This is a genomic window from Algoriphagus sediminis (genome assembly GCF_030403435.1).
Classification (GTDB): Bacteria; Bacteroidota; Bacteroidia; order Cytophagales; family Cyclobacteriaceae; genus Algoriphagus; species Algoriphagus sediminis.
On sequence record NZ_JAUEPH010000006.1, the window covers coordinates 278,861 to 305,218 of the forward strand.

The following is a 26,358-nucleotide window of genomic DNA, read 5'->3' on the forward strand; positions in this document are numbered from 1 at the left end:
CTCTGTGTCAAATTTGGTTAAAGCTTAGCTAGAAAGCTTATCCAAGACAGCCATTACTTCTTTCACATGGCCTCTGGAAGTTTCAAGTAATGCTTTTTCCTCTTCATTGAGGTCTAACTCAAGAACCTTTTCGATTCCATTTTTCCCAAGAATAACCGGTACTCCAAGGTAGCAATCGTCGATTCCATATTCCCCGTCGAGCTTGATACAAACTGGGAATACCCTTCTTTGATTTTTAAGGATGGCTTCTACCATTTGGGCAGCTGCAGAACCTGGTGCATACCATGCTGAAGTTCCCATAAGTTTTACCAATTCACCACCGCCAAACTTCGTTCTTTCAATAATAGCGTCAAGCTTTTCCTTCTCGATCAATTCAGTTACTGGAATCCCGGCCACTGTTGTATATCGTGGAAGTGGCACCATGGTATCACCGTGTCCACCCATGAGGATAGCTTGGATTTCTTTTGGTGAAACATTCAGTTCTGAAGCAATGAAGGCTCTGTATCGTGCTGTGTCCAGGATCCCTGCCATTCCCATTACCTTGGTTCTTGGGAGGTTGGAAGTAAGATGTGCCTGGTAAGTCATCACATCCAGCGGATTTGAAACGATGATGACAATGGCATCAGGAGAATGCTTGATCACATTTTCAGTTACAGATTTCACGATTCCTGCATTGGTCTCGATCAAATCATCACGGGTCATTCCTGGCTTCCTTGGAAGACCTGAAGTGATCACAACTACGTCCGACCCTGCTGTTTTTGTATAATCTGCAGTGCTGCCTACAGTTCTGCTGTCATATTGATTGATAGGGGCTTTCTGCCAAATGTCAAGGGCTTTACCTTCTGCTACACCTTCCTTGATGTCAACAAGAACGATTTCTTCTGCTACTTCCCTATAGGCCAAAACATCAGCACAAGTGGCGCCTACGTTTCCGGCTCCTACTACGGTTACTTTGCTCATTGTGATTTCTATATTTTTTTGTTAAAAACTTGATAAAAAGCTGCGCTAAGTTATTAAACAAAGGGCAGATTCGGAACTGAAGCTCTTATATCATTGAGGATAGATGGAAGAACAATGCTTCCTATTCGAACATTTCTCTCAAGCGGAAGAAACCGAAGGATGAACGGTAGGACCTGAAAAGGCGCTGATTATTTTCATTGTAGTATTCAGCAAGTGATGTCATCATCTTAGCCTTGACTTTTGGATTGCTCGCAAAAATTTCCTGAAAGGAAAAGTAAGGAATTACCAAAAGATCGGCATCCTCAGATTTCACAATAGCTGTGTAAGTTCGTTTGGCGTTTTCTAGCAGGGAATTTTCTCCAAAGGCCTGTCCTGGACCCACCTCCAGGATGGTCTCAAAACTGTCTTTGATATCTATAGTCAATTCAATCTTTCCTCTCTTTACAACGTAAAGTGCCTGGCTGGGATCCTTACTAAAAAAAACAACTTCATCCATCTTGTACTTCCTGGAATGAAGTGCAGGTAGAAACCTCGCCATCTCCTTATTTCTTAACCTTTCGAAAAGTTTGATCGACCCTAAAAATTTAAATGTTTCGAGGTCGGAGGAAGAAAAGGTTTTTGAGAAGGGATTATTCATTTTGACTCCTTTTTGAAATAGATAATTTCTTTTGTTCCAGAATTCACTTTTGCCCAGTCAGCAATACGGTAACCCAAAACCCAGGCTATTCGGTTTCCTGAAAGTAATACATTCACTCGTGCTTTTTTAATCAGGGGTACTTTTAAATCAATCAGAAAATCACTGATTTTTTTCTCATTCTTCATTCCAAGTGGAACAAATCGGTCCCCAGTCTCGATGGCCCGGAGTGTTAAAGGGAATTCGAGCTGGCTTAAGTCCAACATGGCGTTTTCCGGATTTTTATCCAAAAAATCACCTGGCTCAACTTTTAAAATAGAGAAAGTTCCAGCAGCCGTTTCTATCTGAATATCGGATTCCTGAATAAAAGCCTTCTTCTGTTCGCCACCTTTCTCTGCAATGAGAATTTGATTCCTATCAACATTTGCCAAATGGCTTGAAGAATTGAAAAGCTTTCCGGGTTCTGCTAAAATCAAAGCGGTATGCATGTCATTGGCCTGGTCTGAATTAAAGCCAAAGTCTCTAACCCAATAGAAAAGTAGAGATTGGGCTCCACTATGATTTTTCAACCCCTTTGCGTTAAGAACCCACAAGTCACCTTCTTTTGAAGTGAATTTCCTCTTCCATTCTTGATAGAGACTGCTGAATGCTCGGCCCGTGTCTTTTATCCGCTGCAAGCTGTTTAGAAGGTTTTGCCTAGCATCTTCCCTAGAGCTAAAAAGTGCAGGAAGTACATCATGTCTTAGCTTATTTCTGAGGTAATCTGTTTTTTGGTTTGACGAATCCTCCCGCCAGAAAATCCCCAATTCTGTGGCGAATTTCACAAGCTCAGACCTGGAGAAATTTAAAAGAGGGCGGATTACGTCACCCCTTTTTTCTGACATTCCTGCCAGTCCCTCGATGCCTGTTCCGCGTAAAAGATTTATGAAAACAGTTTCTATTTGGTCATCCTGATGGTGAGCAGTCAAAACTCCTTCCAGATTTTTTTCCCGACAGATTTTTTCGAAAAAATCATAACGAATATCTCTGGCAGCTTCTTGGACCGATACCTTATTTCGTTCTACATACGAATGGGTATCCGTTTCCAAACTATTAAAGGCTATTGAATTTGATTCACAAAATGCTTCTACGAATTCATAATCTCCCTTGCTTTCAGCTCCTCTCAGCTGATAGTTCACATGAGCAATTTCAAAAGATATTTTACTTTCCAGAAGCAGGTGAGCTAGGCACATGCTGTCCAAACCACCACTACATGCAAGAAGATATTTTTTATCAAAATTTAAGAGACCTTTCTCCTGTATATGATGGATAAAAGACTTGATCATTGATCAAAAATATCATTTTCTACTAATTTTGCCCATCATTGTTAAACATGAACAAAGCTTCCCTTTTTCTTTTCCTGCTTTTTCTGATTCCAGTTTTATTACTCAAGGCACAGGATAACACTCTTGAAATCAGGAAGGCGGACTTGCTTGCTGGAGCAGACGGCTTTGAACGGCTAATGGGAAATGTAGAGATGAAAAATCAGAGCTCTTTGATTTATTGTGACTCAGCTCATTTCTTTAGAACTGAAAACCGGGCTCAGCTTTTCGGAAACGTTAGAATTATCGATACGGATGACCCGGTAATTACCACCAGTCGATATGCTGAGTATGACGGCAATACTAAGGTTGCAAAGCTTAGAAATAGCGTGGTATTCACCAATCAAGAAACGACTCTGTATACAGAGTTTTTGGATTACAACCGACTATCCAATGTCGCTAATTATTTCAATGGAGGCAGGGTAGTGGATTCCACAAATGTATTGACGAGTGAAAAGGGTAGATATGAGGTATCCCTGGAGAGGATCACTTTCCTCGATGAGGTAGTTTTGGTAAATCCGGATTATACTTTGAAAACCAATTACTTGGTCTATCTCACCATTCCCAAAACAGCTGAAACCAAGGGGTTGACTAATTTGATTTCAGCCGAGGGAAATACGCTGGATGCGGTCAAAGGAAGCTTTTATGATACCCAAGGGAAGAAATTTAGATTTTTTGATGGAACCGTAGAAACTGAAACCAGTAGGGTAAAAGCTCAGGAGCTTTTTTATGATGAAGCCGGCATGTACTATGAAGGAAAGGAAGATGTACGTGTTTTGAATAAGGAACGAGATGTTGAGATTTTTGGAGATGTGGGAGAGTATTTTGAAGAGAGTAAATTCAGCAGAGTTTATGGTAAGGCTTTAGTCCGGAAGTATTTCGAACAGGATACCCTCTTCATGATCGCGGATAGTCTGATTTCATTAGATAATGATGTAGACTCCATGAATTATTTGACCGCTTTCCCTAATGTAAAACTTCTTAAATCAGAAGTTTACGGAGTCTCAGATTCATTAAGTTACAATTATGCAGATTCAACCATTAAGCTTTTTAGGGATCCGGTTTTATGGAATGAAAAAAGTCAGATAACTGCAGATAGTATGACCTTTTTTCTCAAGAATGATAATCTGGATAAGGTCTTTATGAAAGATAATGCTTTTGCCATAGCTACAGATACTCTTCTAAATTATAATCAAATGAAGGGGCGGAACATGACCGCTACTTTTTCTGAAGGAAATATCAATCAGATTCAAATTGATGGAAATGCGGAATCTCTTTATTATGCTTTGGAAGGGGATACCCTGACTCAGGGAATAAATCTAACCCTAAGTGCATCCATTAGGATGGATTTTAAAGAAGGAGCGATACGAAAAGTAATGTACAATATTAAGCCTGACGGGCGTTTTGTCCCTGTGCAGCAGATAGATGAGGAAAACTCGAGGTTGGATGACTTTGAATGGAGGGAGGATGAAAAACCCAATAAAGGGATCATTGATGCGTGGAGGAAGCCGGAGGAAATAGATCTTGATGCTGAAAATCTTTTTGATATTCCTGAGGTGGAAATTCGCATGCCTACAGAGGATGAAATACAGAATTCACTCCGTGAAAAGGGAATTTTTGAGCCTAAAAAGTCAGATAGGCCACTTCCTTCAACTCTTAAAACGAAGGGAAACGTGAAAGGCCAGTTTTTATTTCAGTAAGCTTAACAACAATTAAGGCGATTTTTTGAGTAAATGGTAACCTACAATCTATTTTTGTCCGTATATTATCTACTGATAAAGATAACTGCGTATAGGTAAAAGGTTTACATGAAAAGGTTTCTCGCTATTTTTTTCTGGCTCTTGCTGAGCTTGCCATTGCTTTCCAATGCGCAGGAAGTGAAAGTTCTGAGTGATGAACTAGATTTTCGTGGTACCCTTAACCAGTCCCAACGTAAAACCGTGATCCTTCAAAATGAAACGGATCAATCTCAAACTTATTTTCTTAAAAATGTTCGGGGAAGCATAGGCTCTTCACAGGACGTAAAAATTTGTATTGGGGAAGATTGTTTCGATTCCAAAAGAGATCTTGCTAAAATCAAGATCAATTTGGAGCCAGGAGAGATTATGACAGACTTGTATCTTGAATTTGAGTTGGGAATTGTGGAGGCAAGAGGCTCTTTCGATTTATTCTTTGTTAATGAAAAGAATATCAGAGATGCCTTCGTTGTACAAGCAAACTATGAAGTGGAAGGACCTACTACGTCTGAGGATGGGTTTGAACATGAAGCTATTTCGCTTACGGACGTTTATCCCAACCCTTCACAGCGGATTGCGCAGATAGACTATGATTTGAAAGAGGGAGACGTTGATGCCCGTATTTCTATCAATAGTTTTATCGGGAATCCAGTGAGCTCTTATGACCTGGAACCAGGTCAAAATACCCTGGTAATCAACGTATCTGATTTCAATCCAGGAGTCTACTTTTACACCCTTTTTGTGGATAATAAGAATATTGTCACCAAAAAGTTGGTTGTGAAAAAGTAGTCAGCCACCATTAGTTAAATTTAAAATTCAATCGAAAAAAAATCCGTATATTTGCGGTCTTGAAAACTACCATGCGATATAGATTAGCAAGCATAATTGCAGCAGTTCTGATTCTGAGTGGATGTGGCCCTTTTGCCAAGTTGGAAAAAAGCACCAATTGGGAAGAGCTTTACACGGGAGCGAATAACTATTATCAGGAGGGTGAATACAATAAGGCCATCATTCTGTATGATAAGGTTTTACCGGTGATCAAGGGTAGCGAAAAAGCAGAAATGGCTGATTATAACTATGCAGACTGCCATTTTAAGACTAAGCGTTACATTGAGGCAGCTGGATACTTCAATAATTTCTACAGAACATATAATCGAAGCCCTTTGGCTGAGGAAGCATTATTCATGCATGCTTATTCCTTATTCTTGGATTCACCAGATTATAATTTAGATCAACAGAGTTCTCAGGAGGCGGTAGCTGCGATTCAGCAGTTTGTAACCCGGTATCCTGGTTCAGGAAACTACGAAAGAGCCATGGATATGCTAACCACCCTTGAAGAGAGATTTGAGGAGAAGGCTTACCAAGAGGCTTCCATGTATTATAGATTAAAGGATGGTCTATTTCCAGGAGATTTCTATCGGGCTTGTATCGTGAATTTCCAGAATTTTGCAAAGGATTATCCAGAAAGTGAATATAACGAGGAGCTCGCCGCGAAGCTTGTTGAAGTGAGTACAGGATATGCAGAGAACAGCGTATTTTCGAAAAAGGAAGAACGTTTAAATGACGCTATCGTATTCGCCAGCAACTTCTATCGTCGATATCCTGACTCCAAATTCACTTCAGATGTGAAAAGCTACGAAGAGCTTGCACGTTCGGAGCTTGCCGAGCATCAGGAGCTAAAAGCTGAAGTAGCTAGAAATAAAGCTGAAAAAGAGGCCGAAGCTTTGGCCAAATCAAAAGACAATAATTAAATCAAAAACAATGGCAATTAATCCATCAATTATTACAAGAGATCTTGACAAAGTAGCTGCACCTACAGGGAATATCTATGAGTCACTTCACATTGTCGGAAACAGAGCAAAGCAAATTGCTTCTTCTCTTAAGGAAGAGTTGAACACAAAGCTTTCTGAATTTGCTTCTACAGTGGATAATCTGGAAGAGGTTTTCGAGAACAAGGAGCAGATTGAGATTTCTAAATTTTATGAAAGAATGCCAAAGCCTACCACCTTGGCAATGGAAGAATTCATGGAAGGAAAAGTTTATTATAGATTCCCGGAAGAGGAAGAAAGCAAATAAAATGATGTTAAAAGGAAAGCGTATACTCTTAGGAGTTACGGGTAGCATTGCTGCCTATAAATCAGCCTTCCTTATCAGACTTTTAGTAAAAGCAGGAGCCGAGGTGCAAGTTGTAGCCACGGCTTCTGCTTTAGATTTTATTACCCCACTCACCCTGGCCACTCTTTCGAAAAATCCAGTGCTAAGTGAATTCCAAAAAGATGAAACAGGAACCTGGAATAATCATGTGGAATTGGGATTGTGGGCTGACTTAATGCTTGTAGCTCCAGCTACCGCAAATACCTTGGGGAAGTTTGCTGGGGGACTTTGTGATAATCTTCTGGAAGCGGTTTACTTATCGGCGAGATGTCCGGTCATGATAGCTCCGGCGATGGATTTGGATATGTATAAGCATGGTTCTGTTCAGGCTTCCATGGAGAAGTTAACTTCTTATGGAAACCAAATCCTGGAAGCCCAGTCAGGAGAATTGGCCAGTGGATTATCTGGTCAAGGAAGGATGATGGAGCCTGAGGATATTTTCAAGGAGATCGAGTATTTTTTTTCAAAATCGAAGGACTTTCTGGGTAAGAAGATTTTGATCACTTTAGGGCCTACACAGGAGGCTTTAGATCCTGTGCGTTTTATCTCTAACCATTCTAGTGGGAAAATGGGATTAGCTATTGCTGAGGCATTTTCCAAGAGAGGAGCCGAAGTTCATCTGATAGCTGGCCCGATAAAAGGTGAAATTCCTTCGAAGTTCAAGACTATCCATGTTAAAACTGCAGATGAAATGCTTGAGGCTTCCTCTGCCGTACATTCGCAAATGGATATTTGTGTTTTTTCAGCAGCAGTAGCCGATTATAAACCAGCAAATGTGGCAGATCAGAAGATCAAGAAAACAGGTTCTTCTTTAAGTCTGTCTTTGACCAAGAATCCCGATATAGCTTTGACCTTGGGTAAACAAAAGAGTCAAAAGCAAATTCACGTTGGTTTCGCTCTGGAAACGGAGAATGAAAAGAAAAATGCCAAGCAGAAACTCAGCAAGAAGAACTTTGATTTAGTGGTTTTGAATTCACTTCAAGACAAAGGTGCAGGTTTTCAGAGTGACACAAACAAAGTGACCATTTTCCATCAATCGGGTGAACAAAAGGAATCTGAATTGGCTTCAAAAGCCGAAATTGCAGAATTGATTTTAGACCAAATCAAAAATGTCCCCGTTTGGATATGAGGAATAGATTATTCCCTATTTTTATCCAGATGAAAAAACTTTTCTTCTTTCTTTTATTCAGTGCGTTTGGATATCAGGCCGTAGGGCAGGAATTGAATTTTACCGTTACCATCAATGCAGAGCGGTCCAGAATTCAAAACACTGATGTGTTCAATCAAATGAAGACGAGTTTTGAACAGTTTCTTAATGGCCGATCCTGGACCAATGATGAGTTTCGACCTGAAGAGAGGATCAAGGGTAACCTGCTTATAACCATAAACGATGTCCCACAGGTTGGGTCCTACAATGCCACTGTTCAGGTTCAAGTTCTCAGGCCTATCTATGGAACTAACTACGAATCATTGATCTTCAATTTTGCAGATCGAAATTGGAATTTCCAATACCTGGATTCACAGCCCTTAGAATTTAACCGCTTTACCTATCTCAATAATATTACCTCCCTGCTGGCCTTTTATGCTCATATCGCACTGGGAATTGATTATGATTCCTTCGAAAGTCGAGGGGGGAATCCATATTTTGAAATTGCCAATGATATAGTAAATAATGCTCAGCAGTCCGGAAGACCTGGCTGGGGCCAAAGCACCACAGATCGGAGGAATCGATATTGGCTGATTAATGATATTTATACATCCTCGGTATTCGACAAAGTCCGAGATGCGTATTATTTATATCATAGGCAGGGGATGGATGTGCTTCTTGTAAATGAGGAGCAGGCTTATTCTAACATGCTTGAGGCCATCAGGATTTTGGCCGAAGCGAATACCACCCAGCCCAATGGAATTTTTGTAATTTCATTCATGGATGCCAAAGGAGATGAAATTGCTCAGGTCTTGCAAAATGCTTCATTTGAGTTGAAATCTGAGGCGGTGGAATTACTTCTAGAGGTGGATCCGAATAATGCCCGAAAGTATAATGAATTGTTAGAAAGCTAAGGTCCGTCAGAGCTCATGCTGAAATCCCTAACCATAAAAAATTATGCATTGATTGATGATCTGGAGCTTCAGCCTTCGGCAAAGCTCAACATGATCACAGGTGAAACCGGAGCTGGAAAATCCATTATGCTGGGTGCGGTGAGTTTGCTTTTGGGGAATCGGGCAGATACCAAAGTTTTGCTTTTTCCTGATCAAAAGTGCGTAATCGAGGGGATTTTCGATGTTGGTAATTATGGACTTGAATCCTTTTTTAAGGAGGAGGACCTAGATTTTGATTCCACTTGTATTATTCGGAGGGAAATTAATCCCTCAGGAAAATCCCGGTCATTTGTGAATGACACTCCAGTTCTTTTGGATACCCTAAAAAAGCTAGGCGTTGCTCTCATGGACGTTCATTCTCAGCACGACAGCCTGAGACTGGGAGATGGTAGCTACCAGCTCCGTCTGGTGGATGCTTTTGCTGAAGCCTCCCACCAGCGAAAAGACTATCAGGCACAGTTCGAGGCCTATCTGAATGCGAAATCTCAAATGGAGAAACTTCATCAGGAAGCCTTACAAATGAAGAAAGAAGCTGATTTTAATGAATTCCAACTCAACGAACTTTCTGAACTGGGACTAAAGTCAGGAGAGCAGGAGGAAATAGAAGAAGAGCTTGAACTTCTTGAAAACAGTGAAGAGATTCAGGCCAAAGCCCAGGAAGCTCTGGAGTTGATCAGAAATGAAAACTTTGGTGTATCTCAGTCCTTGAATCAGCTTTCCGGGATTCTTGATCATCTGGCAGACTTAAGCGGGCGATTTTCCTCCTTTTCCGAAAGACTAAAAAGTCTCAACATAGAATTAAACGATATAGAAGATAGTATCGAGTCTGAGTCCTCGGGAATAGAAGTCAACTTTGAACATTTAGAGGAGCTGAGGGAGAGAATCAGCAGGATTTATCAGCTTCAAAAAAAACATGGGCTGAGTTCGGTTGAAGAGCTACTTGGGCTTGAAAAAGAACTTGCAGAGAAAGTTTTTCAAGTTCAAAACCTGGATGAAGCTTTGGCTGAAAGCAAAAGAAAATTTGAAAATTCAAAGGCAGAGCTTCATAAGAAGGCTGATACCCTATCTGAGCTTCGGGAGTCTTGCTTCGATGACTTTGAGAAAAGGCTTTCAGAATTGCTCGGAAAACTAGGAATGCCAAATGCGAGGGTAAAAATCACCAATTTGAGAGTAGAGCCTAATTCATCCGGACAAGATCAGCTAGAATTTCTTTTCTCAGCAAATAAGGGTTCTGATTTACAGCCTTTTAAAAAAGTGGCATCAGGAGGTGAGTTTTCTCGTTTTCTTTTTGCGATCAAATACCTCATGGCTGAAAAGATGGCATTGCCAACCTTGATTTTTGACGAAATCGATACAGGTATTTCCGGAGAGGTAGCCCTACAAATGGTTCGAATGATGAAAGAAATGTCTTCAAGACATCAAATTATTTGTATCACACATCTGCCTCAAGTAGCCGGGAAAGGGGATTCTCACTTCTTTGTTTATAAGGAAGAATCATCCGAAAGAACATTGAGTAAAATTAAAGAGCTTGATCCGGAAGGTCGAATAGAAGAACTGGCGAAAATGATAGCCGGTGCACGTCCATCAGATTCAGCGATTAATAGTGCCAAGGAGCTTTTGAACTCCTGATCACAGATTTAAAAGCCGTATTCAGGTTTCTGAAAAAAGGCTATTTTTGTTCAAACTTTTAATGAAAATCACACGAATATGCCTGAGAACTTACTGCAAGGAAAAGTAGGAATAATCACCGGAGCTCTGGATGAGAATTCCATTGCCTGGAAAACTGCCCTCAAAGCTAAAGAGCAGGGTGCTAAATTTGTCCTGACAAATGCCCCCATCGCTATGCGAATGGGTGCTATAAATGAGTTGGCTGAGGAATGTAACACCATAGTTATTCCAGCTGATGCGACTAGTGTTGAGGATATCGAAAAGCTTTATGACGAGGCCAAGGAGTTTTTGGGTGGAAACTTTGATTTCCTTCTTCATTCCATCGGCATGTCTCCAAATATTCGAAAAGGAAGATCCTATGGCGATTTGAATTACGATTGGGCGATGAAATCTTATGATGTCTCGGCGATTTCTTTTCATAAAATGATGCAGGTAGCAGAGAAGAAGGACATTATGAATGAATGGGCTTCCATTGTGGGGCTTTCTTATATCGCTGCGCAAAGGGTTTTTCCTTTTTATACGGACATGGCTGACGCCAAAGCCCTTTTGGAAAGTATTGCCAGGGGATATGGATATAGATTTGGTAAAGCGAAAAAAGTAAGGGTGAACACCATTTCTCAGTCGCCTACCAAAACTACCGCAGGTTCAGGAATTGGAGGATTTGATTCATTTTTCACTTTCGCAGAATCACTCTCTCCACTAGGGAATGCATCAGCAGAATCCTGCGCGGATTATATCATAACCATGTTCTCAGACCTCACTAGAATGGTGACCATGCAAAACCTTTTCCATGATGGAGGATATTCATTCACCGGAATTTCTGAGGAAATGATGGATAAGCTGAGTGACAAGTAATCGGAACCCCTATTCCAATCCAAGGCCTGTTTTTTAACAGGCTTTTTTGTTTTGTGGGATGGTTTTTATTACCCACCTTTTTCTTAACTTAACTTTCCACCCAACCATCAACCTATGTTTAAAAAAGTATTCCTAACACCACTTTTTAGTTTTGTTTTCTTGCTTTCTGCTTTGGCACAAATAGAGCCTGCTCCTGATCGCGCAGAAGGTGAAGGGCCATTTGAAAAATTAATTTTTAGAGGGGTCACACTTATTGATGGCACCGGGGCACCACCTATTGGTCCGGTGGATATAGTGGTAGAACAAAATAAAATTACCAGAATTCAGGTCGTTGGATATCCCGGTTTACCCATTTCTGAAAACCGTAGACCTGAAGCCGGACCGAATGATAAAGAGTATAACCTTGAAGGACATTATCTTCTGCCTGGATTTGTGGATATGCATGGCCATATAGGAGGAAGAGGTCAAGGGACGAGTGCAGAATACGTTTACAAGCTTTGGATGGCCCATGGAATTACCACTATCCGTGACCCTTCTGCTAGTAATGGAATTGATTGGGTCTTGGATCAAAAACAGCGATCACTCGATAATGAGATTACTGCACCAAGGATTTTAGCATATACCTCCTTTGGTCAGGGCTCTGAAGAACCGATTACTACGGCTGAGCAGGCCAAGGCTTGGGTTCAGGCCAATGCTGACAAAGGGGCAGATGGGATTAAGTTTTTTGGTGCAAACCCAGAGGTAATGCAGGCGGCTATTTCTGAAAATAAGCGAATTGGGTTAAGATCTGCTATGCATCACCAGCAAATGGATGTAGCTAGATGGAATGTAATGAACTCCGCAAGAGCTGGTCTTACCTCAATGGAACATTGGTACGGATTGCCTGAGGCACTTTTTACGGACAGAACCATCCAAGATTTCCGGGTGGATTATAACTATCAAAACGAGCAACACCGGTTTGCTGAGGCGGGCAAGCTCTGGGAACAGGCTGCTGAGCCTTATTCTGATCATTGGAATGCGATAATGGAGGAGCTCTTGGCGCTTGATTTCACACTGGACCCCACCTTTAATATTTATGAAGCCAATAGAGATTTAATGAGAGCAAGGACCGCTGAATGGCACGCTGTTTACACTTTGCCTTCCCTCTGGATGTTTTATCAGCCTAGCCGCAGATCCCATGGCTCTTATTGGTTTGATTGGACTACTTCAGATGAATTAAACTGGAAAAAGAATTATCAGCTCTGGATGACCTTCATTAATGAGTACAAAAACCGTGGAGGTAGGGTGACGGCTGGCTCTGACTCTGGGTTTATCTATCAGCTTTATGGTTTTGCATATATCCGTGAGTTAGAATTACTCCAAGAAGCAGGTTTTCATCCTTTGGAAGTTATTCGAGCTGCTACTATGCATGGAGCTGAGGCCTTGGGGATGGAAAAAGAAATTGGAACGGTGGAAGTGGGAAAGCTTGCCGATTTTGTAATCTTGGAAGAAAACCCGCTACAGAACCTTAAGGTCCTTTATGGGACTGGAGCGATAAGGATTGATGAAAATAACCAACCTATTCGCGTGGGAGGAGTAAAATACACCGTAAAAGATGGTATCGTCTACGACGCAAAAGCTTTGCTGGAAGATGTGAAACAGATAGTGATAGATGCCAAAGCAGAAAAAGGCTATGAAGTGAAACAGCCTGGGTTAGAATGGTAACTTAAATAAGGAATGCATGCCGCATGTTCGGGTAAATGGAGTCAATCTTTTTTACACAGATCAAGGATCTGGGGAGGAGACTGTGGTTTTTTCACATGGCTTGCTTTGGAGTCATGTCATGTTTGAAAAGCAGGTAGAGCTGCTAAAAAAGAAATACCGGGTTATTGCATATGACCATCGGGGCCAAGGTTCAAGTGAGGTCAGGGAGCCTTTTGATATGGATACGTTAGGGGATGATGCTGCCGAATTAATTAAAAAGCTGGTTGGTGAGGCAGTTCATTTCATAGGTCTTTCCATGGGAGGGTTTACCGGTATGAGACTTGCCGCGAGATATCCAGAACTCGTGAAATCACTTGTCTTGTTGGAGACCTCAGCCAACGCAGAGCCAGTAGAAAATCATCCTAAATATAAAACCTTAAACGGCCTTGTTAAATGGTTTGGCGTTTTGCCAATGATTGCTAATCAGGTAATGCCAATCATGTTTGCAAAGTCCTGGCTTGATAACCCTGATAATAAGGAAGAAATTAAGAGATGGAAATCAGAACTACGAAAAAATAAGAAAAGCATCACCAAGCCGGTAGAGGGTGTAATATTTCGATCAGGAGTTGAGGATGAGCTTGGAAATATTCGTTGTCCGACCATGATTATCGTAGGTGATGAAGATGTGGCCACTAAACCGGAGAAGGCTAAATTTATACAGATGGGGATTAAAGACTCTGTGCTGCATAGAATCATAGGCGCAGGTCATTCCAGCTGTATTGAAAAACCGGAAAAAGTGAATGCCCTGATTTCAGAATGGCTGGAGAAGTACTAAAGCCCGCACTCAATACCCTTAAAGGCCTTTTTCGTCATTGAAACAATGGCACCAAGTCTTCCCTAAAAATTAAAATTCAAATTTTTTTTCAGGAGCTGAAACTTTTTCTTACATTTAGATGTATATACATTAATTACATTTAACGATAAAATGGTAAGCATAGAAAAGGCGATACAGCAGAAGGAATTTAAGGATCCAAAAAATAAGCTGATAGTGAATCTATTGTACACGCACAGCTATTTGGTTACCCAGCAAAATTCCCTTTTCAAGCCTTACGGAATTTCTCCTGAACAGTACAATGTACTTCGTATTCTGAAGGGACAAAAAGGAAAGCCGATTACGGTTTCTTCTATTCAGGAACGAATGCTTAACAAAATGTCAAACGCTTCCAGGTTGGTTGAAAAACTGAAGATTAAGGGCTTATTGAAAAGAGAGGAATGTCCTACCGATAGGAGACAAGTGGACATCTCGATCACTGAGGAGGGCCTTGAACTTTTGGAAGATTTACAGATTCAGGTAGATAAATTCAATAAGAATTTTGTAAGTCTGAGCGATGAGGATGTTACGAAATTGAATCAATTACTAGACGATCTTAGAGGGTAAAATTTTTTACCCCTAACAATGTCTATACATATAATGTCAAAACAATTTAATAACCAAAAAAAACAAACACGATGAGCACAACAAAATGGACAATCGACCCAACTCACTCTGAGGTATCTTTCAAAGTAAAGCACCTAGTGATTTCTACAGTAACAGGCTATTTCAAAAAATTCGAAGGAGCAGCTGAATCAGCTTCTGATGATTTCGACGGAGCCAAAGTTTCTTTTGCTGCTGATATCGATAGCATTGACACGAATCAGGCAGATAGAGATGCACACTTGAAATCAGCTGATTTCTTTGATGCTGAAAATCACCCTCAGTTGACTTTTGCAGGAAACATTGAAAATCAAGGTGGAAAGTACAAACTGGTAGGTGATCTGACTTTAAGAGGAAATACTAAGCAAGTTGAGCTTGATGTAGACTTTGGTGGAGTAGCTGGAGATCCATATGGACAGACTAAAGCTGGTTTTGAAATCGAAGGAAAAATCAATAGAAAAGATTTCGGCTTGACCTGGTCAGCAGTGACAGAAGCTGGAAATGTGGTAGTAAGTGATCATGTAAGACTTCTACTCAGCGTTCAGCTTGTTAAGCAAGTAGAGGCAGAAGCAACCGCATAAAATTACAGGCTGCCGGTTGGCAGCCTTTTTTATTATTCAACGAAGGAGGAAATAATGGAAACATTAATCAAGGGAATTCATCATGTGACGGCCATCGCTGGAGATCCACAAGCGAATGTAGATTTTTACTCGGGTATCTTAGGATTGAGATTGGTAAAAAAGACCATTAATTTCGATGCCCCGGATGTCTACCATTTTTACTTTGGAAATGAGCAAGGAGCTCCGGGAACCATCTTCACCACATTCCCTTTCAAAGGTGCTCGCAAGGGTACCAAGGGTACTGGAGAGATGACATTTACTGGTTTCTCCATTCCTGAAAACTCACTTTCCTATTGGATGGAGCGCCTGTCCAAATTTAATGTAGTCGTTTCCGATGTATTAACTCGATTTGGGAAAAAGTTGATTCGATTCGAAGATCATGATGGAATGGGTATTGAGCTTATTGCCAATGATGAGGATGACAGAGAAGGCTGGTCTTATGGTCAAATACCCGAAGAGCATACCATTAGAGGTTTTTACGGAGCCACCCTTTATCTAAAAGAAAAAGAAGGAACTGCCGAATTATTGACTCGCCATATGGATTACCGATTCATTGGAGAAGAGAAAGGGCGCTTCCGATATGGTGTAGAAGGTAAGCCCGGAGATATCGTTGATATTATTGTCAACCCGGATGCTCCAAGAGGTCAACAAAGTGCTGGTACGGTCCACCACATCGCCTTTCGAACAGAAAACGCCGAATCACAGTTATCTATTCAAAAGTTGCTTTGGGACAATGGCTATCAAACAACAGAAGTAAAAGACAGAAACTACTTCACGTCTATTTACTTCAGATCTCCAGGAGGAGTTCTATTTGAAATAGCCACAGATGAGCCTGGATTTGCGATCGACGAGGAAGAAGCACACCTGGGTGAATTACTAAAATTACCTGAGTGGGCAGAACCAAGTCGGGAAAGAATCGAGTCTAGTCTACCTGAAGTAAGTGTAAACACAACTAGCTATGCTTAATATATTTCATGAAGGTCAATCACTGGAGAAAGCCACTAAGGTCGCGATCCTGATCCATGGTCGAGGTGCTTCAGTTTCAAGTATTTTGTCTTTGCAGGAACATCTGAATCTTGAGGATTTTGCATTGGTTTTGCCGCAGGCTGAGAATAATTCTTGGTACCCGTACAGCTTTATGGCTCCGGACCATATGAATGAACCTTCACTATCCAATGCTATTCAGGAAATAGATCATATCGTTCAGGATTTGCTTAAACAAGGTTTTTCCAGTGACCGAATCTATCTGATTGGCTTTTCTCAGGGAGCATGTCTTTCGCTAGAATACGCCGGCCGAAACCCGAAAAAGTATGGGGGAGTTATTGCATTCACTGGTGGTTTAATTGGCGAACAGCTAGATATTCCTAAATACAAGGGAGACTTCGAGGGCGCTCCAATTTTCATTGGTAGCAGCGAAGAAGATATGCATGTTCCGCTTTCACGCATAGAGGATTCAAAGGAGGTGTTGAAGTCGATGGGTGCCAAAGTAAACATGCTCATCTTCCCGGATCGCTACCACACCATTCGACAGGAAGAGGTGGATTGGGTAAACTTAAATATCCTGACTAGTAAGAAAAAAATGATGGTTTAATCTAAGTTATAGGAGTAAGAAATCTGGGAGCCGATTTCGGGATCCAGGTTTACTTTGGCATAAACGCCAATTTCCTGCTGGAGATCTTCTACATGACTGATGATTCCAACCACCCTGTTTTCATACTGAAGGGATTTGAGTGTATCAAATACCACGCTTAAGCTTGTTTTATCCAAAGCTCCAAATCCTTCATCCATAAAGAAAAAGCTCTGATCCGCCTGGTTCAGGGCTTTTATTTTTTCTGCCAAAGCCAAAGCAAGACAGAGGCAAGCCTGAAAAGTCTGTCCGCCAGAAAGAGATTTTAATAGCCGTTTTTCCCCACCGTTCAAATAGTCAATGACCCAAAAAGTATTATTGGAGTCCACTTCTATGGCCAGCTGATTTTTAGTCAACTTCATGAAGCGAAGGTTAGCCGTCCGACAAAGCTCCTGCAGGTAAATGGAGCTAACGTATTTAACAAATCCACTTCCCTGGAAAAGCCGCTCCAGTTCTTTTAGATAGCTTTCTCTCTTTTCCAGATTGGACTCGTCTGATTCTAGTTTTTCCTTGGTTTTTAGATCTTCTTTCAGTTTTTCGATTTCCTTGGAGAGTAAAGCCAGCTGGGTCCGGTGATTATCCAAAGTTTCACTTTCTTTCTGAATCAAAATCTTCAAATTATGGAAATGGTCTTCATCAAATTCTTTTAATTCCTCTGATTCCAAAAGCTGTGAGATTCGTCGCTCCACAAAATTAAAGCGATCTTCAAATTCCCGAATTTTCTTTGCCACCACCTCTTCTTCTATGGACTTTTCAAAAAGCTGCTCGAGCTCTTCCTCATTGATAAAGCCATATTTCTCCTTGAGTGATTCGAATTCTTGACTCCTTGAATTCTTTTCCTTGCTGATCTCACTTACATTTCGTTCGTAATTTTTTATATCCGTGGCATTTACGGTTTGCTGCTTCTTTCTGCCTTCCAAATGCTTCTGAGCTCCCACAAATGCCTCTTCTGTTTTCTGAATATCATCAGTCACTTTTGAAATCCAACCCTGCAGAGTTTCAGAAGGAGTATTTAAATTTTCATTGCAAAAATCCGGATCAGTAAAATCAGCTTTTTTACCTTCAATAGACCCCGAAATTTGATCCATTTGCTTTTGGCTACCAGCGGACTGAGTTTCTAATTTCTCTATCTCCTGTCTTAAGGAATCTACTGCTTTTCGCTTCTCCTGAATCTCTTTTCGGCTTTTTTCCTGTTTTTCTATCTGACTCTTGAACTTAGTGAGTTCTGAACTCAGTTTATCCAATGACTCAAACCCTGCTGATTTGGTGATCTTTTTTATTTCTGCAATTCTGGATTCGGTTTTTTCCTTTTCGAGGGTTTTTCCCTCGAGATCTCTTCCAAGTTGTTTGATCTGAAAATCAATTTCGGATACTTTTTGGATCAGCTTTTCAATTTTCTCCAACACCTCTTTTTCAGAGGAAATTTCATTTTCAATTTTCTGGAGTTCTTCTTGATTTTGATTCTCGTCCTGAGGATTAGGATGCTCCATAGACCCACAGAGGGGACAGGGTTTCCCATCCTCGAGAAGATGGACATGGGCACCAAGCCCAAGTTTTTCCTTTAGTTCAATCTGACTTTTTTCCTTGCTCTCTATGGATATTTTTAAACTTCTTTTCCACTCATTCAAATCTTGGAATGCGCCAGGTATTTCTTCCTCCGATTTGGACTTCGATTCCTCCAAGGAATTCAGATTAGCTTGAATGGAGTTAAGAATTTGGTTTAATCGCTCAGAGGCCGAAAGTAGCTTCGAATTCTCCAAAAGTAAGGCTTTCCACTCCGCCAGTTGATTTAGAGTAGGTAAACTCTTTGCATCCTGAACATTTTCCAGTTTTTCCAATTCACCAAACAAAGCTTTCTGGGAAGCTTTTTTATTTTCAATCTCCGGTAGAATTATTTTTAGCTCCTGGTAAACCAAGGCTTTCTTTGATTCCAAAACCTGAATTTCCAATATTTTTTGAAGGTCCCTGATTTTTGCCTCACGGCTGGGCCTATCCTGACTCTTCTTTCTCAAGCCTGAAAGTTTTTCCTCCAAATCCGCTATTTCCGTATCAAAGCCTTCCGCCCATCGTTTGCACTCGGTAAGGGATACCTGATTTTTTTCCAACTGTACCCTCAGGGTTTTCAAGGCTTCCCAGGTTGGTCGAATTTTATCTTTTGCGATCATAAATCGCTCATGCTCTTTTTTCAGCTTTTGAATTTCTGGTTGCTGAATAGCCAAGTCTTTCTTTTCTTCCTCAAGTTTATCCAATTCCACTTTTAGTGCCTCAAGGTTTTCCAGTTTTTTGAACTCCTCTTTTTTGGCTTGAAGAGCTTTTTCCAAGGCTTTATTCTCCTCGGCTAGTTCTGATTTCTCTATCTCTTGATTGCCTAAAATTTCTCCTGACACCTCCTCCAGACCTTCTAATTTGGTTCTGGTTCGAATCAGTTTTTCCTCAACTTCCTTCTTCAAAACCTTTGTGGGGATAGAGAGATCGAATCGCTGAAGACCGAATAGCTCCTTCATCATAGAAGCCTGGTCTCTTGGTTTTAGATCGATAAACTCTCGAAATTTTCCTTGAGGAATAATCACAGTCTGCTTGAAATGCTCCTTCTTCATTCCAAGGATTTCTTCTGCACTTTTGTCTGTGGCTTTCCATTCTGATCCAGACCTCTCATATAGGATATGTTCTCCCGTATCGATTTTGGATTTGTCTTTTTTGTTCCGCTTTGCTGAATACCTTGCTAGATATCGGTTTTGATTTCCATGGCCAGAAAGAAATTCAAAATTGACCAGGAGCCGATCGGATTGAAGGTTCACCATGCTGCTTCTTTCACCCGTGCTGGATAGCCTCTCAGTACTTCCATAAAGAGCCAGTAGAATAGCCTCTAAAATGGATGATTTTCCACTTCCCACGGCACCAAAAATCCCGAAAAGTCCTGCTTTGGTTAGCTTTTCGAAATCTATAACCTGCTTTTCTTGGTAGGAGTATAGCCCTTGTAACTCAAGTTTCTTTGGGATCATGATTCAGATTTTTGGGCAATCACTTCTTTGAAAATTTCGGTCAATTCAGGATTTGGGCTGATACCTTTTTCGCTTTCGTAATACTTCTCAAAAAGCTCGGTCATATCCTTGGAGAGGTCATCCACGTGAAGCGAGCTTTGCTGCATTCGACTAGGATCGGTGATTTCTGGAATAAGATTTACGATCCCGTCGTGGGCATTGAACAGTGCTTTTCGGGTTTGAGCATCGATGGAATGAGTCGTGGCATAGGTCAGTTCTACAAAGCAATAGGGATTCTCGGCTAGCCAGTCCAAAGCCTCCTTCAGTTCAGAGAAACGCTTTCGGTGGAGTGGCCTGCCTTTTTGTAATCCAATAGGAGTCACCTCAGCCTCCGAATCGCCTTCGAGATAAACCGAAACAACTTTCTTTTCCTGATCGGCCTCTGAAAAGGAATAGGCTAGAGGCGAACTGGAATAGACTGCAGGGCCCTTCGCCCCACCTAAAACCTGATAGCGATGTAAGTGGCCCAGAGCTGAATATTGAACTGCCTCAGGGATGTTTGAAGTGTACAATGCCTGCGTTCCTCCCACATGAAGAATGGGCCGTTCTGATTCGGGTTCTTTTTCCGGAGTTTCTCCTTCTTTTACGAAGAAGAAATGCCCTGCGAAGAGATTGATGCCTTGAGAATCCATGTATTTATCTGCAAGTTTTTTCCAGCGAAGTTGCATCCTGTCCCTAAACTCCTGTTCCCGATCATCTTCCCCTAAGTAAGTTTTTAGCCGTACTTCATTGGCATAAGGGGCCAAAATGATTCGAACGGGCTCTTTATGCTTTGGGAGCTTCAGTTCTACAAAACCCTCTTCGGAGTTTCTGATCTCTACACCCGAATCCAGCTTCCCGGTTTTGATTACGGAATCATAATCAGCATAAAAAAGTATTCCCAATTCTCTGGCCAGTGGATCGGGCGCTTCCACCAGTTGGTTGCTGTCATGATTTCCTGCTATGGCAATAATCGGTCGCGTACCATTTTTAGAAAGGCGGCGAAGGCTACGGAATAGAAGCTCAATGGCCTGATGGCTGGGATTAAAACTATCAAAAATATCACCTGCCAGAATGACCAAGTCCACCTCTTCATCTTCAGCTATGCCGATGATTTCTTCCAAAACCTGCTCCTGTTCTTCAAGCCTGGAAAACTCCTGAAGCCGTTTTCCCAAGTGCCAGTCAGCTGTGTGTAACACCTTCATCAAAATCTGGGGGTTTGTTTATCAAAGACTAAATATCTAAGTTAATCTATCGCAAAACAGATCACAATAAGATTTAAGGAATTGACAAAAAATGACGCAGGAGGTCTTTTGAATCGCAAGGTAGTTAAGGTATTCCTTGCATTGGCATTTACGGTGGTATTGACCCTATCGGGCAAAGCTCAGATTGTGGATACGCTGACTATTCAAGAAGGCTTAGCCAGCTTTTACGGGAAGAGGTTTCATGGTCGAATGACTGCGAGTGGGGAGATATTTCATATGGATTCCATGACGGCTGCACATAAGAGTTTACCCTTTGACAGCTGGGTAAAAGTCACTAGGGCGGATACTGGTCAGGCTGTTTGGGTTCGCATCAATGATCGTCTCCCAAAAACTTCCCGGAGGATTATCGACCTATCTCGCAGCGCGGCCATGGAGCTAGACATGATAAATGAAGGATTGGTTAAGGTGAGTTTGGAGATAGTGAAATATAATTAACAAATGGTTCAAATAATGACAAATTAGGTTATAAAAGACCAATAAAGATTATTCTCAATTCACGCCTAAATTTGCAGAGCTTGAGGATTTCGATCAGCTTGTTTTACCAATTACCCAACTCAAAGATTCGGGGAATCTGTTCCTGTTGATTTATTGTTTATTTAACACCTTTTTTGAAAATTTCCCTTTGAGATGAAAAAAGGCACAACTCTAATTTTAATGTGTTAGGACAAATAAAAATGAATCTTAAGGTAAATGACTAAAATTATAATAAAATAATCTTAGATTTACTTGCATAATTAGTTTGGGGGGGGGGGTATATTGATCGCAGAAAGACTCAGTTCTGGCCAGATGGTGTTTTTTCGATTTAATTTATTTCTAACCAGCTTCTTTAAAGAAGCCTAATTTTATCAAGAATGAAAAAGTTTATTAGCATGTTAGCTTTCACCTGTGGTCTATTTCTTTATTCATATACCGTTGAGGGAGGTTGTACAAGGACCAAAAGCTGCGGAAACCAAGGTGATAGTCTAAGTTGTTCAGGCACGCATTGTACAGGTTCCGGTAGATTGGAAACTAATCCATGGGTGGAATGTGATGGAGTTCGAAACTACTGCACTCCTCCACAAGCCTAGTTAATGATCCTTATTATCGCTAGCCCATTTGGGCTAGCTTTCTTTTAATACCAATGAAAAGAATAATTGTACCGATTCTATTTATCCTTGGTTCTTGCACAACCAAAGAAATAAAGGAATACTCATTGAATCCAATATCAAATAGTGCCCAATTAAATGATGAGATTATTTTGGCAGGCGTTAGTTCTTTAGATTATGAGCATGGGAAATTTTTAGTCACTGAATACGATTACGATAGGTTTTATTATTTGGATGAAGACTTGCAAACTTCGGTTGAATTAGGTAATCCAGAAAATCCGGATTTTCCTTCATTCCCAACCGATGCAAATTTCTATGATAATGGCTTTTGGATTTACAGTTCGGAGAAAAGGTCATTGAATCTGTTCAATGGCATTGATATTTCTAAATCAATTTTAGTTGATTCTGATTCTCAGCTAAAAAATTTTCATATTCAAGATGATAAAATTCTCTTCTCAAGAGTAAGTTTTGAGGGTAAGCCTTTTGTACTACATGATTTAAAATCCAATCAACGGACTTATTTTGGCGAATATTTTAAGGATCAAAGAACCCCCTTTTTCAATCATTATTTTCGTGATTCCTTCTCCTTTATAACGGAAAATGGGTTTGTTTTTGTAATGCCTTACATTGGCCTAATTCAAAAATACGATAAGTCCTTCATACTAGCGGATGAGCTTTGTTTGTTAAATGAATCTGGTTTTTCTGAAGCCAAGAAATGGGTAGAACTTCAATATGAAAAGTCAGATAATACTTTAATCAGCATGTTTTCCGATTGTCAAGTGGTTGACGGAAGTTTATTTTTGTTGACCTATGACAGAAATCCTAATTCACCGGTTAACCCAAGGTATGTTTATGAAATAGATATATCAAATTCACTAAGATTAAAGGCAAAGTATTCTCTTGGCTCTGACCAAGAATACTTTACCAAGTTTGCTCATATTGAGTCTCGTCGCTTCGCCTTTTATGAATTTCAAACAAGTTCAATTAAGTTTTTTCAATTTTTTGAATAAACATACTTATCGTTCACCTGAGGTAGATTAGTTTTTTAACACCTTTTTTGAAATTTTCCCTTTGAGATGAAAAAAGGCACAACTCTAATTTTAATGTGTTAGGACAAATAAAAATGCGCCTTAAGGTAAATGACTAAAATTATAATAAAATAATCTTAGGTTTGCTTGTGTATTTAGTTGGGGGTATTGATCACAGAAAGATTCAGTTCTGGCCAGGTAGTGATTTTTCGGTTTAATTCAATTTTAACCCACTTCCGGTGAAAGCTGGAGGTACAACTATTAATGAGATGAATAAAATCAAGTTTTTTTCTGCGGGTTTTCTGCTAGTAATGTTCTCCTCACTTGGAGTGAGTGTTGCCCAATCTGGTAATTGTGGCTATATACAAACTGGGTATTACCAGTATATAAATGGTGTAAAACACTGTGTTTTAGATAATTCAATGAGGCAGTGTGCTGCAATAGTAGATCCGTGTCCCGAACAATAATTAAAAAGAAAAGACATGAAAAACATAAAAATCATTTTCGCTTTTACAGCAATATTGGCGGCTGGAATAGCGAACGCGCAAGGAGAAAAGTGCAATGTAAGGCAGAGCGGCTATAATCTTGAAATTAACGGATTTGACATCTGTGTATTAGACAATACTAGTCGCGAATGCTTCGCCATAGTGAATCCTTGTCCAGAACAATAATTTGACTTACACGCATCCCTTTAGGGATGCGTTTTTTATATGAAACAAGCATATTTGACCCTATTTACTTTTGTTTTCTTTTCCTGCATTGATGGAAACTCTGATGAATTAAAATTTGAAAAGATAGATTCTAAAAATTCAGAAATTCTTGAAATTTTCTCAAGTGATTTAAATGGAATTGGAAAAACGGAGACCTATTCAATTCCAGTAATCCTACCGCTACCCTTGGCTTCACAAAACTCTTCAATTGTAATTTTTGATTTTGCCGATAAACAACTGAAACAATTCCTACCTGGTGGTATTTATCAATCATTTAATCCCTTAGAAGAAGGGCCTAATCGTCTTGGTGGTAGTTTTTTTAAAGGAGTAGGTTACCTAGATGGTAGGACAGATAGTGTTTTAATTTCAAGTAATACTATGGTTAAATCATATGATTTAACTACTAAAACGATTGGATCTATCTCGTACGACAATTTTGATACATGCCCATCTTTCAATAATTCTTTTTCTCAAATCTTTAGTTTTGGGACGCCTGAGGATGGAATTATTATCACCCAAAATGGTTCTCCATGCTATGATTTGAATGAATTGTTCAGTTCAGTGACCTTGGACAACTTTTCAGAAAAATTCTACGCAAGAATAAAGTCTATGAAAAGCGGCGAAGTCAAGTATAGTCTTCAGTTACCGAAACTTCCGATGGATAATTTATACGAACGTTTTAGGTTATACCTGACTTATTCCCCCTCAAATGATCGATTCTATGCTATGCTGAATCCAATGACATATTTGTTTGAGTTTAAGTTTGACAAGAAAAACCTTGAATTTGAGCTTCTCAATACCTGGGATTTGGAGATGAGATTTAGTGCATTGCCAGTAGACTATTTTATAGAAGAAAAGCATAATACCCAAGCTTCAAATCTATCTTTGGATTATAATTTTGAAATCAATTTTATTGATTCATTTCAGGACCAATTATTCATATCTTACCTGCCTTCAAAAGAACTAGCATACGAAAATGTGGATGATGCTCCATTTTCTTCTCATAATCTGCTGGCTATAGTTGACTTGAAGGATAAGAATATCAAGACCTATGCTTTTAACTATTATGAAATACAGTTTTTTGGAGCTACCAGCGATGGAATTTGGTTATATGATGTGAGGACATCCGAGCAAGGTGGAAAATCTATATTTAAAATAATCCCACACTCTAGCATTGAATTATTACGTTAAGACCTTTCCAATTACTTCAAAAAAAGAGTAGTTCATTTTTTAACACCTTTTTTGAAATTTTCCCTTTGAGATTAAAGAATTGCTTAGTTACTTAAGCGACCAACTATTATCTCGATGAAGAAACAACTTTTACTCTCCCTCTTTTGCCTTTCGGCGCTTGCATTCTCTTGCGAAGAAAAAGCCGAATCCGTAGAAGAAGCCCCTGCAGAGTCCTTCAGAAATGAAGTGGCAGCGACCGAAGTGAATATCGCTTCAGCAGAACGAAAAAGCTTCGATTATCTGATTAATGCGACTGGAAAGCTTGAGGCGGCTTCTGAGGTCATGGCTGTAATCGAGCAGGCCGGGTATCTGATTGAGCTTCCGATCAGAGAAGGCCAATTTGTAAATAAAGGTAAAGTTATCGCCAGACTAGATGACACAGAAGCCAAGCTGGCTTTGCAAAAAGCTAATATTTCATTGAGAAATGCACTTGCCGAGTTTGAGTCGATGAAATTGGGTTTTGGGACCTTATTTGAATCTGATGATGAGGAGAGAAAGGCCATAGTGGAAGAACAGCTAAAAGCAAAAAGCGGGGTATTTCTTTCTGAAGTGGAGCTCAGAGAGGCAGAATTGGCACTTGCGCGATGCGAAGTAAAAGCCCCGATTTCCGGTCGGATTGCGGATTTGAAATTTCGGGAAGGAAGCCTGGTGGGTGCCAGTTCAGAGCTTTGTGAGATTTTGGGTAGCAATGGTCTAGTGCTCCGAGTAAAGGTATTGGAGTCGGATATTGGCCTCATCAGCACCAATCAGAAGGCTGAGATTTTCCCGGTTTCTAATACAAGTGAAGCCATTACGGGAAGAGTGATTGGAATCAATCCTAGAGTAGACGATAATGGTTTGGTTCAGGTCTCTTTAGCTTTGGCCTCAGCCAAAAACTTACTTCCGGGCATGAACGCACGCGCCATCATCCGTGCACCCCAATCGAATAGCCTGGTGGTTCCCAAGGATGCGGTGGTCTACCGATCCGGCCGTCCGGTGGTATTTACTATCGTGAATAATGAATCCAACTGGAACTATGTGGAGGTAGGAAAGGACAATGGCGAAGAAGTGGAAATCCTCGATGGTATCGAAGATGGCAGCATTGTGATTACTTCAAATAATCTGCAGCTGGCACATCAGGCTCCTGTTCAAATCGTAGAAGGGTAATC

General features: G+C 40.5%; 24 protein-coding genes. 19 read left to right on the plus strand and 5 right to left on the minus strand.

All coding sequences use genetic code 11. The annotated features are described in order from the left end of the window. Nucleotides 1-24: 24 nt before the first annotated feature. The 3 genes from mdh to tilS form a co-directional block, all read right to left on the minus strand. Nucleotides 25-960 carry a malate dehydrogenase gene (gene mdh, locus QVH07_RS14890; protein ID WP_290001840.1) on the minus strand — a complete coding sequence of 312 codons (936 nt, stop codon included), beginning with the start codon at nt 958-960 and terminating at the stop codon, nt 25-27. 121 nt (nt 961-1,081) lie between these two features. Beyond that, entirely contained in the window at nt 1,082-1,597 is a 516-nt protein-coding gene (locus QVH07_RS14895; RefSeq protein WP_290001841.1) for a Crp/Fnr family transcriptional regulator, read from the minus strand. Continuing rightward, entirely contained in the window at nt 1,594-2,919 is a 1,326-nt protein-coding gene (gene tilS, locus QVH07_RS14900; RefSeq protein ID WP_290001843.1) for a tRNA lysidine(34) synthetase TilS, read from the minus strand. The genes QVH07_RS14895 and tilS overlap by 4 nt, the downstream gene beginning before the upstream one ends. Nucleotides 2,920-2,966: 47 nt before the next feature. Between tilS and QVH07_RS14905 the strand changes: the two genes are divergently transcribed. From QVH07_RS14905 to QVH07_RS14970, 14 genes are all read left to right on the plus strand, one after another. Beyond that, nucleotides 2,967-4,655, plus strand: coding sequence for an OstA-like protein (locus QVH07_RS14905; RefSeq protein ID WP_290001844.1), 1,689 nt, complete (start codon nt 2,967-2,969; stop codon nt 4,653-4,655). A 108-nt stretch (nt 4,656-4,763) separates the two neighbouring features. After that, entirely contained in the window at nt 4,764-5,480 is a 717-nt protein-coding gene (locus QVH07_RS14910; protein WP_290001845.1) for a T9SS type A sorting domain-containing protein, read from the plus strand. 71 nt (nt 5,481-5,551) lie between these two features. Then, on the plus strand, nt 5,552-6,442 hold the full coding sequence (locus tag QVH07_RS14915) for an outer membrane protein assembly factor BamD (protein ID WP_290001848.1): 891 nt from the start codon (nt 5,552-5,554) through the stop codon (nt 6,440-6,442). A 10-nt stretch (nt 6,443-6,452) separates the two neighbouring features. Further along, a complete protein-coding gene (locus QVH07_RS14920) occupies nt 6,453-6,767 on the plus strand; it encodes a DNA-directed RNA polymerase subunit omega (RefSeq protein WP_290001851.1) in 315 nt (104 codons plus the stop codon). Between the two features lies 1 nt (nt 6,768). Then, a complete protein-coding gene (gene coaBC, locus QVH07_RS14925; protein ID WP_290001852.1) occupies nt 6,769-7,974 on the plus strand; it encodes a bifunctional phosphopantothenoylcysteine decarboxylase/phosphopantothenate--cysteine ligase CoaBC in 1,206 nt (401 codons plus the stop codon). Between the two features lie 29 nt (nt 7,975-8,003). Further along, on the plus strand, nt 8,004-8,906 hold the full coding sequence (gene porD, locus QVH07_RS14930) for a type IX secretion system protein PorD (RefSeq protein WP_290001853.1): 903 nt from the start codon (nt 8,004-8,006) through the stop codon (nt 8,904-8,906). 15 nt (nt 8,907-8,921) lie between these two features. Continuing rightward, complete coding sequence (gene recN / locus QVH07_RS14935) at nt 8,922-10,574, plus strand: DNA repair protein RecN (RefSeq protein ID WP_290001856.1); 1,653 nt, start codon at nt 8,922-8,924, stop codon at nt 10,572-10,574. Nucleotides 10,575-10,652: 78 nt separating this feature from the next. Then, on the plus strand, nt 10,653-11,468 hold the full coding sequence (locus tag QVH07_RS14940) for an enoyl-ACP reductase FabI (RefSeq protein ID WP_290001858.1): 816 nt from the start codon (nt 10,653-10,655) through the stop codon (nt 11,466-11,468). 114 nt (nt 11,469-11,582) lie between these two features. Then, on the plus strand, nt 11,583-13,172 hold the full coding sequence (locus QVH07_RS14945) for an amidohydrolase family protein (RefSeq protein WP_290001860.1): 1,590 nt from the start codon (nt 11,583-11,585) through the stop codon (nt 13,170-13,172). A 16-nt stretch (nt 13,173-13,188) separates the two neighbouring features. Then, nucleotides 13,189-13,986, plus strand: coding sequence for an alpha/beta fold hydrolase (locus tag QVH07_RS14950; protein ID WP_290001863.1), 798 nt, complete (start codon nt 13,189-13,191; stop codon nt 13,984-13,986). Between the two features lie 150 nt (nt 13,987-14,136). Next, nucleotides 14,137-14,589, plus strand: a complete 453-nt coding sequence (locus QVH07_RS14955) for a MarR family winged helix-turn-helix transcriptional regulator (RefSeq protein WP_290001866.1) — start codon at nt 14,137-14,139, stop codon at nt 14,587-14,589. Nucleotides 14,590-14,660: 71 nt separating this feature from the next. After that, nucleotides 14,661-15,206: a YceI family protein gene (locus QVH07_RS14960; protein ID WP_290001870.1), complete on the plus strand. Its 546-nt coding sequence runs from the start codon at nt 14,661-14,663 to the stop codon at nt 15,204-15,206. Between the two features lie 54 nt (nt 15,207-15,260). Then, entirely contained in the window at nt 15,261-16,211 is a 951-nt protein-coding gene (locus QVH07_RS14965) for a ring-cleaving dioxygenase (protein WP_290001872.1), read from the plus strand. After that, complete coding sequence (locus QVH07_RS14970) at nt 16,204-16,836, plus strand: alpha/beta hydrolase (RefSeq protein ID WP_290001874.1); 633 nt, start codon at nt 16,204-16,206, stop codon at nt 16,834-16,836. Before QVH07_RS14965 ends, QVH07_RS14970 begins: the two co-directional genes overlap by 8 nt. Here QVH07_RS14970 and QVH07_RS14975 read toward each other — a convergent pair. After that, entirely contained in the window at nt 16,833-19,874 is a 3,042-nt protein-coding gene (locus QVH07_RS14975; protein WP_290001875.1) for an AAA family ATPase, read from the minus strand. The two genes, QVH07_RS14970 and QVH07_RS14975, sit on opposite strands and share 4 nt — an antisense overlap. After that, nucleotides 19,871-21,100, minus strand: coding sequence for a metallophosphoesterase family protein (locus QVH07_RS14980; protein WP_290001876.1), 1,230 nt, complete (start codon nt 21,098-21,100; stop codon nt 19,871-19,873). Before QVH07_RS14980 ends, QVH07_RS14975 begins: the two co-directional genes overlap by 4 nt. Nucleotides 21,101-21,178: 78 nt before the next feature. On the opposite strand from QVH07_RS14980, the gene QVH07_RS14985 reads away from it, so the two are divergent. From QVH07_RS14985 to QVH07_RS15005, 5 genes are all read left to right on the plus strand, one after another. Beyond that, nucleotides 21,179-21,592, plus strand: a complete 414-nt coding sequence (locus tag QVH07_RS14985; protein WP_290001877.1) for a septal ring lytic transglycosylase RlpA family protein — start codon at nt 21,179-21,181, stop codon at nt 21,590-21,592. A 416-nt stretch (nt 21,593-22,008) separates the two neighbouring features. After that, complete coding sequence (locus QVH07_RS14990; RefSeq protein ID WP_290001878.1) at nt 22,009-22,224, plus strand: hypothetical protein; 216 nt, start codon at nt 22,009-22,011, stop codon at nt 22,222-22,224. 53 nt (nt 22,225-22,277) lie between these two features. Beyond that, on the plus strand, nt 22,278-23,252 hold the full coding sequence (locus tag QVH07_RS14995; protein WP_290001880.1) for a hypothetical protein: 975 nt from the start codon (nt 22,278-22,280) through the stop codon (nt 23,250-23,252). Between the two features lie 728 nt (nt 23,253-23,980). Further along, on the plus strand, nt 23,981-25,171 hold the full coding sequence (locus tag QVH07_RS15000; RefSeq protein ID WP_290001882.1) for a hypothetical protein: 1,191 nt from the start codon (nt 23,981-23,983) through the stop codon (nt 25,169-25,171). Nucleotides 25,172-25,285: 114 nt separating this feature from the next. Further along, complete coding sequence (locus tag QVH07_RS15005) at nt 25,286-26,356, plus strand: efflux RND transporter periplasmic adaptor subunit (protein WP_290001884.1); 1,071 nt, start codon at nt 25,286-25,288, stop codon at nt 26,354-26,356. Nucleotides 26,357-26,358 lie beyond the last annotated feature (2 nt).